General features: G+C 69.0%; 13 protein-coding genes. 5 read left to right on the top strand and 8 right to left on the bottom strand.

What is annotated here, in order from left to right; all coding sequences use genetic code 11:
• Positions 1-6 precede the first annotated feature (6 nt).
• A complete protein-coding gene (locus KXR53_RS15770) occupies positions 7-822 on the bottom strand; it encodes a helix-turn-helix transcriptional regulator (RefSeq protein WP_437376181.1) in 816 nt (271 codons plus the stop codon).
• Between the two features lie 305 nt (positions 823-1,127).
• On the opposite strand from KXR53_RS15770, the gene KXR53_RS15765 reads away from it, so the two are divergent.
• Genes KXR53_RS15765 through KXR53_RS15755 form a run of 3 tightly spaced genes read left to right on the top strand, consistent with a single transcriptional unit; the run spans position 1,128 to position 2,630 of the window.
• The gene (locus KXR53_RS15765) at positions 1,128-1,574 is read left to right on the top strand and encodes an N-acetyltransferase family protein (protein WP_437376180.1); all 447 of its coding nucleotides are present in this window, start codon (positions 1,128-1,130) and stop codon (positions 1,572-1,574) included.
• Positions 1,575-1,614: 40 nt separating this feature from the next.
• Positions 1,615-2,049 carry a bleomycin resistance protein gene (locus KXR53_RS15760; RefSeq protein ID WP_437376179.1) on the top strand — a complete coding sequence of 145 codons (435 nt, stop codon included), beginning with the start codon at positions 1,615-1,617 and terminating at the stop codon, positions 2,047-2,049.
• Positions 2,049-2,630, top strand: a complete 582-nt coding sequence (locus KXR53_RS15755) for a hypothetical protein (RefSeq protein WP_437376178.1) — start codon at positions 2,049-2,051, stop codon at positions 2,628-2,630. Before KXR53_RS15760 ends, KXR53_RS15755 begins: the two co-directional genes overlap by 1 nt.
• A 16-nt stretch (positions 2,631-2,646) precedes the next feature.
• Here the strand turns inward: KXR53_RS15755 and KXR53_RS15750 are convergent, their stop codons facing one another.
• Positions 2,647-3,231, bottom strand: a complete 585-nt coding sequence (locus KXR53_RS15750) for a DJ-1/PfpI family protein (protein ID WP_437376177.1) — start codon at positions 3,229-3,231, stop codon at positions 2,647-2,649.
• 135 nt (positions 3,232-3,366) lie between these two features.
• Between KXR53_RS15750 and KXR53_RS15745 the strand changes: the two genes are divergently transcribed.
• Positions 3,367-3,837, top strand: a complete 471-nt coding sequence (locus KXR53_RS15745) for an N-acetyltransferase family protein (protein ID WP_437376176.1) — start codon at positions 3,367-3,369, stop codon at positions 3,835-3,837.
• 576 nt (positions 3,838-4,413) lie between these two features.
• A complete protein-coding gene (locus tag KXR53_RS15740) occupies positions 4,414-8,130 on the top strand; it encodes a vitamin B12-dependent ribonucleotide reductase (protein WP_437376175.1) in 3,717 nt (1,238 codons plus the stop codon).
• Positions 8,131-8,234: 104 nt separating this feature from the next.
• Here the strand turns inward: KXR53_RS15740 and KXR53_RS15735 are convergent, their stop codons facing one another.
• The 6 genes from KXR53_RS15735 to KXR53_RS15710 are packed head-to-tail and all read right to left on the bottom strand — an operon-like array spanning position 8,235 to position 13,155.
• On the bottom strand, positions 8,235-8,963 hold the full coding sequence (locus KXR53_RS15735; protein WP_437376174.1) for an amino acid ABC transporter ATP-binding protein: 729 nt from the start codon (positions 8,961-8,963) through the stop codon (positions 8,235-8,237).
• Entirely contained in the window at positions 8,960-9,679 is a 720-nt protein-coding gene (locus KXR53_RS15730) for an amino acid ABC transporter permease (protein ID WP_437376173.1), read from the bottom strand. The genes KXR53_RS15735 and KXR53_RS15730 overlap by 4 nt, the downstream gene beginning before the upstream one ends.
• On the bottom strand, positions 9,679-10,377 hold the full coding sequence (locus KXR53_RS15725; protein ID WP_437376172.1) for an amino acid ABC transporter permease: 699 nt from the start codon (positions 10,375-10,377) through the stop codon (positions 9,679-9,681). The genes KXR53_RS15730 and KXR53_RS15725 overlap by 1 nt, the downstream gene beginning before the upstream one ends.
• Before the next feature lie 49 nt (positions 10,378-10,426).
• Entirely contained in the window at positions 10,427-11,245 is an 819-nt protein-coding gene (locus tag KXR53_RS15720; protein WP_437376171.1) for an ABC transporter substrate-binding protein, read from the bottom strand.
• A gap of 33 nt (positions 11,246-11,278) precedes the next feature.
• Positions 11,279-12,499, bottom strand: a complete 1,221-nt coding sequence (locus KXR53_RS15715; RefSeq protein ID WP_437376170.1) for an aspartate transaminase — start codon at positions 12,497-12,499, stop codon at positions 11,279-11,281.
• Positions 12,496-13,155, bottom strand: a complete 660-nt coding sequence (locus KXR53_RS15710) for an RraA family protein (RefSeq protein ID WP_437376169.1) — start codon at positions 13,153-13,155, stop codon at positions 12,496-12,498. Before KXR53_RS15710 ends, KXR53_RS15715 begins: the two co-directional genes overlap by 4 nt.
• Between the last annotated feature and the right edge of the window lie 81 nt (positions 13,156-13,236).

The raw sequence follows: 13,236 nt of genomic DNA, 5'->3' as shown, positions 1-13,236 counted from the left end.
CGGAGGCTAGCTGCCGATCGCGCCGCTCGCGAGCGCCATGGCGACGGCCTCGGCGCGGCTGCCCGCGCCCAGCTTGCGCATGGCCGAGGCGACATATTCGTTGACGGTGTAGACCGACAGCGACAGGCGGCGCGCCGTTTCCTTGCTCGACGCGCCGCGGGCGATCCAGGTCAGGCAATCGCATTCGCGTGGGGTCAGGGGCGATGGCGACACGGGCAGCGCGGATGCCGAGGCCCGAGCCGCGGCCAGCCCGCGCTCGATCCGCAGCGCCCGGCTGAGATGCGGCCCGACCATGCGCAGCATCCTGACCTGCGCGTCATCCCAGTCCGGCCGGCGCCGCGGCCGCCAGACCGACAGCATCGCCGAGAGGTCGCGGCGCTCGAAATCCACCCAGTACAGGCCGTGGTCCTTGCCCTGGGGCCGCATGAAATCATTGTAGAACTCGGTGCGCCGGTACTCGGCATCCGGGATCAGCGCCGAATGGGCGAAGGTGGCGCCGGGCTTCAGCCGCGGCAGCACGGGCAGGAGCGGCAGCAGCTTGTGGTAATGCGCGTGGTAGCGCTCGACATAGTTCGGGTCGGTCTCGGTCGCCAAGGTCCCAGGGCTCGGCGCTCTCGGGCCGATCCGGCGCAGCACCACCGCGTCCCCGCCGAGCGCCTCGCCGAGCCGGCACAGCACCGTGAGCCAGTCCTCATTGCCGGTTCCGGCGTCGTAGATCAGGTCGATCAGACCGAGGATCTGCGGCTCGTCCGGTCGGGCGACGTCAGACGGCCCGTCGGCGCCCGGCCGAACCGCCGTCCCGCCGATGGAACGGCCCTGCATGACGTCCCCCTCTTCTCACGCCAAACCTGGCGCGGCCCATGCCGTGCATAAGAGGATAATGATTTGGCCGTCCCTTGTCGCGGTGACGGCGCGCACAGCCTCAGGCTTCGAACAGGGGTCCAGCGGCCTCGACCGGCCTACGGCGAAGCCTTGCGCCTGATCGATCCCCATGGCGCGGACGAACTCGAGGATTTCGGTGTCCTCCACCTGCTCGGCGACAATGCTCGACGGCCGCCGTGGCTCTCGCAATGGGCACGGCCTCACGATAAGCCGTTATCGTGAGAGACCGAATTCCGGAGCGGATGATGGATGTGACGATGCGCGCGGCCGAGGCGACCGACCTGCCGGCGCTCCTGCGCCTGCTGGCGGACGATCCGCTGGGCAAGAACCGCGAGACGGCGGTCGAGGCGCCCTATCAGGCGGCCTTCGCCGCGATCGCCGCCGACCCGAACCAGAAGCTGGTGGTGGCGGAGCTGGACGGCCGAGTGGTCGGCTGCTTTCAGCTCAGCTTCATCCCCGGCCTGTCACGCCGCGGCGCCTGGCGGGCGCAGATCGAATCCGTGCACATCGATTCGGCGCTGCGCGGCCGCGGCGCCGGGCGGGTGATGATGGAATGGGCGATCGCCCGGGCGCGAGAGCGGGGTTGCGCCCTGGTCCAGCTCACCACCGACAAGCGCCGACCCGACGCCCACCGCTTCTATGCCCGGCTCGGCTTCGTCGCCAGCCATGAGGGCATGAAGCTGGAGCTGTAAGGGCAGGCATCGATTACGGTGTCCCCCCGGGGGAATCACCATGCCATCACCCAAGCTCGTGCCCGAGCTCTATGTCTCGGACATCGACCGCAGCCTGCGGTTCTACACCGGAGTGCTCGGCTTCGCCGTGCTCTACGACCGGCCGGAGGAGCGCTTCGCCTATCTCGACCGGAACGGCGCCGCGCTGATGTTGGACCAGCCCGCCGATCCCGGCCGCATCTGGCTGGCCGGGCCACTGGAGCCTCCCTACGGCCGCGGCATTAACCTCCAGATCGAGGTTGCGGATGTCGACGCCCTGAACGCCGCCGTGCTGGCCGCCGGAGCGCCGATTGAGCGGCCGCTGGAGGAACGCTGGTATCGCCGCGACGCCGTCATGCTCGGCCAGCGCCAGTTCGTGGTCCAGGATCCCGACGGCTACCTGCTGCGCTTCTTCCAGCCTCTCGGGTCGTGGCCGGCGCCGTCGGGAGAGGGCTGATGCTGTTCAAGCGCCCGGTGCTGGACCGGATCGCCGCCGGTGCCGTCACCCTCGCCTTCCGCCGCTGGCGCCGGCCGACGGTGCGGGCGGGCGGGACCCTGGCGACGCCGATTGGGGTGCTGGCGATCGAGGCCGTCGACATCATGGCCGCGGACCGGATCACCGAGGCGGAGGCCCGCCGGGCTGGCTTTGCCGGACGCGAAGACCTGCTCGCCAGCCTTGGACCGGCGGAGGGCGAGCTGTACCGCATCGCCTTCCGGCTCCAGGGCGCGGATCCGCGCGCGGCGCTGCGGGAGCAGGACGATCTTTCGACGGAGGACGTCGCCGCCCTGCGCGAGCGGCTGGACCTGCTCGATCGCACGGGCCGGCACGGCGCCTGGACCCGGGCGGTGCTGCGGCTGATCGCCGGGCGGCCGGGCACCCGGGCCCCGGAGCTGGCCGCCCATCTCGGCCGCGAGACCGCCGCCTTCAAGACGGATGTGCGCAAGCTGAAGGCGCTGGGCCTGACCGAGAGCCTGGCGGTCGGCTACCGCTTGTCGCCGCGCGGCCGCGCCCTGCTCGAGCGGATTGGGGACGGGTAAGCCGCCGCCGTCCCGATCACCCCGCCCGGTGCTCCTTCGCGAATTCCCGCTCGAATTCCGCGATCACCTCTTCCTGCTCCGGCACCAGCGTCCGGAAGATCGTCGCGGCGAAGGCGATCGGCGCCGAGCCGGGCGCGGTGATCACCAGCCCGTCGCCGACGCAGGGCCGGTCCTGGTAGTGACCCTGGCCGCAATAGGCCGGCGCGTGCCTGGTCAGAAACTCCAGGCTGTTGCTGGTGTGCGGCCGGTCGTCCAGCAGGCCGGCGGCGGCCAGGGCCAGGGTGCCGGCGCAGATCCCGGCGCTGGGCTTGCCGGCCTGCGCCCGGGCCTGCAGCGCCGCGGTGACCGGCACGAAGGGCCCGTGCTGCCACCAGGCGTCACTGCCGACCAGGATCCAGAGATCCGCAGCCGTCTGGTCGACCTCCGCGATTCCCCGGTCGGGCTGCAGCGTCACGCCGCCGATCGACCGGACCGGCCGGCCGTCCAGGGTGGCCGCGGTGACCTCCGCCCCGCCCAGCCATTCGCGCATCCCGGCCAGCGCCGGACCGGCCTCCCAATCCGCCCAGCCGTCGAGGAACAGCGCAACGATGCCCTTGGCCATGGCATCCTCCCGGATCAGTTCATTTTTTGTTCCTATCACGATTTCCGCGGCGAGGCCATCGCCCATCGGCCTTGACGCCCTCCGGCCCCCGCCCCCATGGTCTCGCCACCTTCGGACGGAATCGGCAGAGCCGCCTTGGACGACGCCAGCCCGAGCAAGGACCGGTCGGCCCAACTGACGCTGCGGCCTGCTACGGCCGCAGACGCCGGCACGCTGGCGGCGATCCATCGCCGGGCCCGCGAGTCGGCGGACATCCCGAATCTGCACAGCCGCACCGCGGTCCGCCGCTTCCTGCTGCGCACCATCCAGCAGTCGCAGGTCATGATCGCCTGCCACGACGGGGCGCCGGTGGGCTATGTCGCGCTCCACAACGGCTGGCTCGACCAGCTCTACATCCACCCGGATCACCACCGCCGCGGCATCGGCTCCACGCTGCTGGGCTGGGCCCGGCGCGAGAGCCCCGACCTCCGCCTTTACTGCTTCGCCCACAACGCCCGCGCCCTCGCCTTCTACCGGTCGCATGGCGGTGTGATTCTCAGCGAAGGCGACGGCTCCGACAACGAAGAGGGATTGCCCGATCTCCTCCTCGGTTTCCCGGAAGGCTGAGAGGCCGCTGCCGTCCTGCGGCGGTTTCCGGGGCGCCTTCGCCGTCGCCGTACTCCGGCCCTCGAACGCGCTGTCAGCCGGCTCATAATATCCCATTCTTCCACGGACTCTGAGCCATCGCCTGCAACCCCGTGATTTCCATGACGAATCCGCATGCGGAACGACCCTGGATTGAACAACTCCGTGCTTGCACCCGCCACGGAACTGACACAATATGTGGGGCCTGGGTGCGACGAACCACCCACCGCTGGGGTCAGCCACAAGAATCGGATCTGTGGCGATTCTGTCGAGGGTGGCACCGCGCCAGGTCCGGAAAGCCGCAGGCTTCTGCGGCTCACGGAAAATAACCACCGGTTCCTCACCGGGTATTCACTGGTCTGTCCACCAGGTTATCCACAGAGGAAGCAAATTTTTGATTTTCAATACTTGTTTTCGACTTAGGATGACGGTTCCTTGACTGGTCTGTGACGGCCCGCTGGCGCGGAGTCGTCGGTGGAGTTCGGCGCGGGGATCGCGATCCCCGAGGACATCAGACGGGGGTCGCGGCGGCGCGACGGAGAAGGAGGATTGGGGACCATGCGGATCGAACGGCGCTTCACGGCCGAAGGGCACGACGCCTATGAGGGGATCGAGTTCCGGTCGGCGACCAGCGAGATCCGCAACCCGGACGGCTCGGTGGTGTTCCGCCAGACCGACATCGAGGTGCCGGCGGAATGGAGCCAGGTTGCGTCCGACATCCTGGCGCAGAAGTATTTCCGCAAGGCCGGCGTGCCGGCGCGGCTGAAGCGCGTCCGCGAGAAGGGCGTGCCCGAGTTCCTGTGGCGCAGCGTGCCCGACGAGAAGGCCCTGGCCGAGCTGCCCGAATCGGAGCGCAGCGGCAGCGAGCGCACCGCCCGCCAGGTGTTCGACCGGCTGGCCGGCACCTGGGCCTATTGGGGCTGGAAGGGCGGGCTGTTCGATTCGGCCGCGGACGCCCGCGCCTATTTCGACGAGATGCGCTGCATGCTGGCGCAGCAGATGGCGGCGCCGAACAGCCCGCAATGGTTCAACACCGGCCTGCACTGGGCCTATGGCATCGACGGCCCGGCCCAGGGCCACTGGTATGTCGACGAGGCAACCGGCGAGCCGCGCCTGTCCGACAGCGCCTATGAGCGGCCGCAGCCGCATGCCTGCTTCATCCAGTCGGTCGCCGACGACCTGGTGAACGAGGGCGGCATCATGGACCTGTGGGTCCGCGAGGCGCGCCTGTTCAAATACGGCTCCGGCACCGGCTCGAACTTCTCCAAGCTGCGCGGCGAGGGCGAGAAGCTGTCCGGCGGCGGCCGCTCCTCCGGCCTGATGAGCTTCCTCAAGATCGGCGACCGCGCCGCCGGGGCAATCAAGTCGGGCGGCACCACCCGCCGCGCCGCCAAGATGGTGACGGTCGACATCGACCACCCGGACATCGAGACCTATATCGACTGGAAGGTGGTCGAGGAGCAGAAGGTCGCGGCCCTGGTCGCCGGCTCCAAGCTCGCCCGCAAGCACCTGAACGAGGTGATGGAGGCGTGCCACGGCGTCTCCGACGCCGAGACCGGCGACCGCTTCGACCCGAAGCAGAACAAGGCGCTGAAGCGCGCCATCCTCGGCGCCCGCAAGGCGATGCTGCCGGAGAACTACGTCCAGCGTGTCATCCACTTCGCGCGCCAGGGCTATACCGGCATCGACTTCAAGGTCTACGACACCGACTGGGATTCGGACGCCTATCTCACCGTCTCGGGCCAGAACTCGAACAATTCCGTCCGCCTCACCAACACCTTCCTCGAGGCGGTGCAGCGTGACGGCGAGTGGCAGCTGATCCGCCGCATCGACGGCAAGGTGGCGAAGACGCTGAAGGCCCGCGATCTATGGGAGAAGATCGGCCACGCCGCCTGGGCCTCGGCCGATCCCGGGCTGCAGTTCGACACCACCATCAACGAGTGGCACACCTGCCCGGAATCGGGGCGGATCAACGCCTCGAACCCGTGCTCGGAATACATGTTCCTGGACGACACGGCCTGCAACCTGGCGTCCCTGAACCTGATGACCTTCCGCCGCGCCGACGGTTCCTTCGACGTGCCGGCCTTCGAGCACGCCTGCCGGCTGTGGACCATCACCCTCGAGATCGCGGTGATGATGGCGCAGTTCCCGAGCCGGGAGATCGCGCGGCTGTCCTATGAGTTCCGCACCCTCGGCCTGGGCTACGCCAATATCGGCGGCCTTTTGATGGCGTCCGGCATCCCCTATGACAGCGAGGAGGGTCGCACCCTCTGCGGCGCCATCACCGCGCTGATGACCGGCGTCGCCTACGCCACCTCGGCCGAGATGGCGAAGGCCGTGGGGCCCTTCCCCGGCTATCAGAAGAACGCTCCGCACATGTTGCGGGTGATCCGCAACCACCGCCGCGCCGCCTATGGCGAGACGGAAGGCTATGAGGACCTGTCGATCCTGCCGGTGCCGCTGGAGGCCGATGCCTGCCCGGACCAGGAGCTGGTCGCCGCCGCCCGCCGCGCCTGGGACCGCGCGCTCGGCCTCGGCGAGAGCTTCGGCTATCGCAACGCCCAGGCGACGGTGATCGCGCCGACCGGCACGATCGGCCTGGTGATGGATTGCGACACCACCGGCATCGAGCCGGACTTCGCCCTGGTGAAGTTCAAGAAGCTGGCCGGCGGCGGCTACTTCAAGATCATCAACCGGGTGGTGCCGGAGGCGCTGCGCGTTCTCGGCTATGACGATGCGCAGATCGAGGCGATCGTGCGCTACGCCGTCGGCCACGGCACGCTGGAGAACGCACCGGCGATCGGCTGGGACGCGCTGAAGGCCAAGGGCTTCACCCAGGCCGCGATCGACTCGGTCGAGCTGGGCCTCAAATCGGCCTTCGACATCAAGTTCGTGTTCAACCGCTACACCCTCGGCGACGATTTCCTGACCGGGACGCTGAAGGTGCCGGCCGCGGCGCTGGATGACATGTCCTTCGACCTCCTCGCCCATCTCGGCTTCTCCCGGGCCGAGATCGAGGCCGCGAACACCTATTGCTGCGGCGCCATGACCCTTGAAGGCGCGCCGGGGCTGAAGGACGAGCACCTGCCGGTGTTCGACTGCGCCAACCCCTGCGGCCGCATCGGCAAGCGCTTCCTGTCGGTCGAGAGCCACATCCGCATGATGGCGGCGGCGCAGCCCTTCATCTCGGGCGCGATCTCCAAGACCATCAACATGCCGAACGCGGCGACGGTCGAGGATTGCAAGCAGGCCTATCTCCTGTCCTGGCAGCTCTGCCTCAAGGCCAACGCGCTCTATCGTGACGGCTCGAAGCTGAGCCAGCCGCTCAACGCCTCCCTCCTCGAGGACGACGCCGAGGACGAGGAGGACAGCGTGGTCGAGCGCATCATCGAGGCGCCGGCCGCGGTCCGCGCCCCGATGGTGGCGGAGCGGATCGTCGAGCGGGTGGTGGAGCGGATCGTCGAGAAGACCGGCATCCGCGGGAAGCTGCCGCACCGCCGCAAGGGCTATACCCAGAAGGCGATCGTCGGCGGCCACAAGGTCTACCTCCGCACCGGCGAATACGACGACGGCCGTCTCGGCGAGATCTTCATCGACATGCACAAGGAAGGCGCCGCCTTCCGCAGCCTGATGAACAACTTCGCCATCGCCGTCTCGATCGGCCTGCAGTACGGCGTGCCGCTGGAGGAGTTCGTCGAGGCCTTCACCTTCACCCGGTTCGAGCCCTCGGGCCCGGTGCAGGGCAACGACGCCATCAAGATGGCGACCTCGATCATCGACTACATCTTCCGCGAGCTGGCGGTGTCCTATCTCGGCCGCAGCGACCTGGCCCATGCGACGCCGGACGACCTGACGCCGGACACGGTCGGCAAGGGCGTGGCCAAGGACGACGGCAAGGCCCCGGCCGTGGCCGAGGCGGCGACACCGATCCGCCGCGTCGCCTCCACCGGCTTCGTCCGCGGCAATTTCCGGGTGTTCGAGGGCGGCAATGTCCGCGACGTCGCGGTCGCCCGGATGGCCGAGGTGCAGGAGCTGGTGAGCGAGGCGGCGACCGCATTGCACACCGAGGGCGCCACCGCCCTGGCGCCGGAGCCGGCCAAGCTTCGCGCGGTGGCGATGAGCGGCACGGCCGACACCCGCCTGGCCAAGATCCGCGAGGCGCGCGCCAAGGGCTATGAGGGCGACCCCTGCCCCGAATGCCAGAACATGACCCTGGTGCGGAACGGCACCTGCTTGAAGTGCGACACCTGCGGCGGGACCACCGGCTGCAGCTGAGGCCCGGAGGGCGATAGGAAGCGAAGCAGAAGAAGAGGTGCCCGGGTAAAACCCGGGCACTTCTTTATCGAAATCTCACAAAAGCCCTCGTGAGCGGGGAATCCTCAGCAGCGCGCACGGCTCGCTAGAAAACGTCTCACGCGTTCGTGCCGTGGCCTCTCCAGGATCGCCCCGGGAGGACCGTTCTCCACCACCTCGCCGCGGTCCAGGAACCAGACGGCGTCCGCCACCTCGCGCGCGAAGCCGAGCTCATGCGTGACGACGATCATCGTCATGCCGCCGCGGGCCAGCGCCTTCATCACCTGCAGGACCTCGCCGACCATCTCCGGGTCGAGCGCGCTGGTCGGTTCGTCGAACAGCATGATCTCCGGGTCCATCGCCAAAGCCCGGGCGATGGCGACCCGCTGACGCTGGCCGCCGGACAGCTTGGCCGGAGAAAGAGCAGCCTTGTCGGCCAGACCGACACGGGCGAGCTCGGCCATCGCCCGTTCCCTCGCCTCGGCCTTCGGCATCCGACGAAGACGCCTGAGGCCGAGCTCGACATTGCCGAGCGCGGTCAGGTGCGGGAACAGGTTGAAGGCCTGGAACACGAAGCCGATCCGCCGGCGCAGCCGGTTGATGTCGACCGCGCGCGATGCGACGTCGACGCCGCCGACCAGGACCCGGCCCTCTTGGATCTCCTCGAGCCGGGTCACCGTCCGGATCAGCGTCGACTTGCCGGAACCGGAGGGGCCGAGCAGCACCGCCACCTCGCCCCGGCGGACCTCGCCGGAGACGCCGTTCAGGACCGGCAGCGGCCCGAAGGACTTCCGGACCTCCTCGAACCGGATCATGCCGTCGCCTCCACCGCCCGTACGAGGCGAAGTCCCGCCCGCCGCGCAGCGACGCGGCGCTCGAGCCACCGCGCCACCGATGTCAGGGCGAAGCAGAGCGCGAAATAGGTCAGCGCCAGCAGGCCGTAGACCTCGAACGGCTTGGTCATCAGCTGGTTGTTCACCTGGCTGGCGGCGAAAGTCACCTCATGGGCGCTGATGACGTAGCCGAGCGAGGTCTCCTTGATGGTCGAGACGAACTGGCTGACCATGCTGGGCAGCATGTTGTGCAGCGCCTGCGGCAGCACCACCCGGAAGGTCGTCGGGATGTACCCCAGGCCGAGGGCGCGTGCTGCCTCGACCTGGCCGCGCGGCAGGGCCTCGATGCCGGCCCGGATGATCTCGGACAGGTAGCTGGCCTCGTAGATCACCAGAGTGATGACCAGCGTCTCAACGCCGCCGATCGGCCGGCCGATGACCAGCGGCGCGACGAAGTAGGTCCAGAAGATGAACATGATCAGCGGCAGGCCGCGGACGACATGCACCACCGCCTTGGCCGGCGCACGCAGCCAGCGATAGGGGCTGAGCCGGGCCAGCGCCAAGGCGACGGCGAAGGGGAAGCTCAGCAGCAGGCCGAGCGCCGCCATGAACAGCGTCATGGCCAGACCGCCGACCGGCCCGTGCGGATACTGGCCGATCAGGAACAGGAGCCAGTTGTCCTGCAGGATCTGGAGCATCAGCGGACCTCCAGCTTGAGCCTGCGGTCGGCATACGAGCCCAACGCCATGATCCCGAAGGAAACGGCGAGGTAGAGCACGGTGGCGACGGCGAAGGCCTCGAAGGTCTTGAAGGTGTAGCTGTCGACCTCGCGTGTCCGGTAGGTCAGCTCGCCGAGGCCGATCGCCATGGCCAGGCTGGTGTTCTTGAACAGCAGCAGGGTCTGGTTGATCAGCGGCGGGACCACGATCCGCAGCGCCTGCGGCAGGATCACCCAGCCCATGGCCCCGAGATAGCCGAAGCCGATCGAGCGGGCGGCCTCGTACTGCGTCTTCGGGATCGAGCGGATGCCGCTGCGCAGATCCTCCGAGACATAGGCCGCGCAGGCGAGGCCGAGGGCGACCGCCGCCAGGAGGAACTCGCTGCCGTGGCCGTTGATCCAGACCAGCATGGCCCGCGGCAGCAGCTGCGGGATGCCGAAATACCAGACGAAGATCTGCACCAGCAGCGGCACGTTGCGGTGGTATTCGACATAGGCCGCCACCAGCCATTCGCACGGCCGGAACGGGATCATGCGGATCAGGGTCAGGAGGATGCCGGCCGCCATGCCGAGCAGCCAGGCGGCGATGGTCAGCGCGATCGTGGTGGCGAGGCCCCAGACGAACCAGCCCAGGTACTCGCCCGACAGGACCGCGGCAGGATCGAAGATGGTACCCATGGCGTCGCGTTCCGCTTGGGCGGCGGGCACGCCCGCCGCCCCTGCCGGTTCAGCCCTTGATCTCTTCGATCCGGAAGTCCCGCTTCAGGCCGTAGACGGTGTCCGGCCCGAACCACTTGGTGAAGATGCGGTCGGCCTCGCCCGAGGCTTCGAGCGCCGCCAGGGCCTTGTCGACCTCGCCCTTGAACGCCGTCTCGCCCTTGCGGATGCCGAGGCCCCAGGGTTCGACGAACACCGATTTCTCGATGATGGCCAGGGGCGCCGACTCCTCCGCCTGCTTGCGCAGCTTCACCAGGATCAGCTCCGAGGCGCAGAAGCCGTCGACCTTGCCCTGGATCAGGGCGAGGAAGGCGGAGGACGAATCCTGGAACGTCACCGTCTCGGCCTCCGGGATCTCGCGGCGAACGCCCTGCTCCGAGGACGAGCCCTTCAGGGCGCTGACTTTATGGCCGGCCAGCTGGTCCAGGGTCTCGATCCCGGAATCGGCCGCCACCAGCATCTTCTGCTGGCTGACGAAGTAGGAGTAGCTGTAGTCGATCTGCTGCGCCCGCTCCTTCGACCAGCCGAGATTGGCGGCCAGGATGTCGACGCGCCCCTGCAGCAGCTCCGGAATCCGGGCCTCCACAGCGATCGGCTTCAGCTCCAGCTTGACGCCCAGCGCCTCCGCGACCTTGCCGCACATGTCGACGTCGTAGCCGACAATCTCGCGCGTCTTCGGGTCCTGGAAGCTGAAGGGCTCGGCCGTGCCCAGCGTGCCGCAGATCAGCGTGCCGCGCGCCTTGACGTCGGCCAGCTCGTCGGCCCGGGCGGTGACGGAAACCCCTGCGGCGAGGGCCATGCCCAGCACCAGGATGCGAAGCGACATCATGACGGAAACCTCCATGCTTGGTCTTGTTTGGTGTCAGGCGAGCGCGGCGCAGGCGCGCGCCAGCCTGGCGCAGGCCTCCTCGATCTGCGGCAGCGACGCCGCGATCGACAGGCGCAGATAGGGCGACAGGCCATAGGCCGTGCCGTCGACCACGGCGACGCCGGCCGCGTCAAGGAAATACATCACCACGTCGCCGTCGGTCTCGAGCACCCGCCCCTCCGGCGTCCGTCGCCCGATCAGCCCGGCGCAGGAGGGATAGACGTAGAATGCGCCGTCCGGGGCGCGGCAGGTCAGGCCGGGACAGGCGTTCAGCAGCTCGACCGCCCGGTCGCGACGGGCGCGGTAGGCGGCCCGCATCTCCGCCACGAAGCCCTGGTCGCCGGTCAGCGCCGCCGCCGCTGCGGCTTGGCTGACCGAGCAGGCGCCGGAGGTCGACTGTGACTGGATGGTGTTGATGGCGGCCATCAGCGGCGCCGGGCCGGCGCCGTAGCCGATGCGGAATCCGGTCATGGCGTAGGTCTTCGAAACACCGTTCACCAGCAGCGTGCGATCCAGGAGCCTCGGCTCGACCGCCACCGGACAGACCGCGGCGCCGCCGTCGAACCGGATATGCTCGTAGATGTCATCGGTCATCAGCGCCACCTGCGGATGGCGCAGCAGCACATCGGCCAGAGCGCGCATCTCGGCCTCGGCGTAGAAGGCCCCGGTCGGGTTGCAGGGTGAGTTCAAGATCACCCAGCGTGTCCGCGGCGTGATCGCCCGCTCCAGCGCCTCGGCCGACAGCTTGAAGCCGGCCTCCTCGCTGCAGGCGACGATAACGGGCGTCGCATCGCAGGCCAGCACCATGTCGGGGTAGGAGACCCAGTAGGGTGCCGGAACGACGACCTCGTCCCCCTCGCCGACGGTGGCGGCCAGGGCGTTGTAGATGACCTGCTTCGCACCGCCTCCGACGCTGATCTGGTCGGCCCCGTAGCGGACGCCGTTCTCGCGCTCCAGCTTCGCGACGATGGCCCGGCGCAGCGCCGGGGTCCCGTTCACCGGCGTGTACCGGGTCTCACCGGCTTCCATCGCCGCCGCCGCGGCCGCCCGGATATGGGCCGGCGTGTCGAAGTCCGGTTCGCCGGCGGTCAGGTCGATGATGTCGCGGCCCTGCGCCTGCAACTGCTGGGCTCGGGCGCGCGCGACCATGCTGGGCGACGGCTTGATGCGCCGGACCCGGGCGGACAGGGCGATGGCTCCAGGGAGTCCGGTCATCGCGCAGCCTCCTGCCGCAGGCCGACATAGCCGTCGGCGCGGCCCTCGCTGATCGCCTTCAGGGCCTCGGCCTCTCGCGCCTCCTGCCGGCGCACCAATGCCAGGAGCTCGCCGGCGACGGCGCGGTCGAAGCAGACGACGCCGTCCTCGTCCCCGAGCACGACGTCGCCGGGCATCACCACCATGCCGTCGATCGCCACCGGGACATTGATCTCGCCGGGACCGGACTTGTACGGCCCGCGATGCGTCACGCCTCGGGCGAAGCAGGGGAAGTCCGCCGCCGCAAAGGCGGCGACGTCGCGGATCGCGCCGTCGATCACGAAGCCGGCCACGCCGATGGCCCGGGCCTTGCTCATCATGATCTCCCCGACCAGCGCCTGGCCGAGGTCACCTCCCCCGTCGACCACCAGCACGTCGCCCGGCCGCAGCAGCTCAAAGGCCTTGTGCAGGGTGATGTTGTCGCCGCCGCGGGTCTTCACCGTGACCGCTGTCCCGATCAGCCGCGCGCCGCGGTGATAGGGCCGCAGCAAGCGGGTGCCGTGCAGCCGGTTCATGTTGTCGGAGACGATGGCCACGGCCGCGTGGCGGAAACCGTCCAGGATCTCGGCCGGGACTGGCGGTTGGGAGGGGAGCAGACGATGACCTGGGACGTCCATGGCGGGAGCACGGGAGTGGCGCGCCGCAGCGCTGATCGGAAAATCATTCCGCCGCACAGACGTGAGGAAAAGCGAATATTT

Source organism: Inquilinus limosus, from assembly GCF_051487185.1.
Classification (GTDB): Bacteria; Pseudomonadota; Alphaproteobacteria; order DSM-16000; family Inquilinaceae; genus Inquilinus; species Inquilinus limosus_F.
This window is presented reverse-complemented; position numbering and strand designations above follow the sequence as displayed.

Bases quoted from the DNA above. Each gene is read 5' to 3' on its own strand.
- KXR53_RS15740 (WP_437376175.1), top strand. From the start codon at position 4,414: ATGCGGATCGAACGGCGCTTCACGGCCGAAGGGCACGACGCCTATGAG.
- KXR53_RS15735 (WP_437376174.1), bottom strand. From the start codon at position 8,963: ATGATCCGGTTCGAGGAGGTCCGGAAGTCCTTCGGGCCGCTGCCGGTC.
- KXR53_RS15770 (WP_437376181.1), bottom strand. From the start codon at position 822: ATGCAGGGCCGTTCCATCGGCGGGACGGCGGTTCGGCCGGGCGCCGAC.
- KXR53_RS15730 (WP_437376173.1), bottom strand. From the start codon at position 9,679: ATGCTCCAGATCCTGCAGGACAACTGGCTCCTGTTCCTGATCGGCCAG.
- KXR53_RS15760 (WP_437376179.1), top strand. From the start codon at position 1,615: ATGCCATCACCCAAGCTCGTGCCCGAGCTCTATGTCTCGGACATCGAC.
- KXR53_RS15750 (WP_437376177.1), bottom strand. From the start codon at position 3,231: ATGGCCAAGGGCATCGTTGCGCTGTTCCTCGACGGCTGGGCGGATTGG.
- KXR53_RS15715 (WP_437376170.1), bottom strand. From the start codon at position 12,499: ATGACCGGACTCCCTGGAGCCATCGCCCTGTCCGCCCGGGTCCGGCGC.
- KXR53_RS15725 (WP_437376172.1), bottom strand. From the start codon at position 10,377: ATGGGTACCATCTTCGATCCTGCCGCGGTCCTGTCGGGCGAGTACCTG.
- KXR53_RS15720 (WP_437376171.1), bottom strand. From the start codon at position 11,245: ATGATGTCGCTTCGCATCCTGGTGCTGGGCATGGCCCTCGCCGCAGGG.
- KXR53_RS15755 (WP_437376178.1), top strand. From the start codon at position 2,049: ATGCTGTTCAAGCGCCCGGTGCTGGACCGGATCGCCGCCGGTGCCGTC.
- KXR53_RS15765 (WP_437376180.1), top strand. From the start codon at position 1,128: ATGGATGTGACGATGCGCGCGGCCGAGGCGACCGACCTGCCGGCGCTC.
- KXR53_RS15710 (WP_437376169.1), bottom strand. From the start codon at position 13,155: ATGGACGTCCCAGGTCATCGTCTGCTCCCCTCCCAACCGCCAGTCCCG.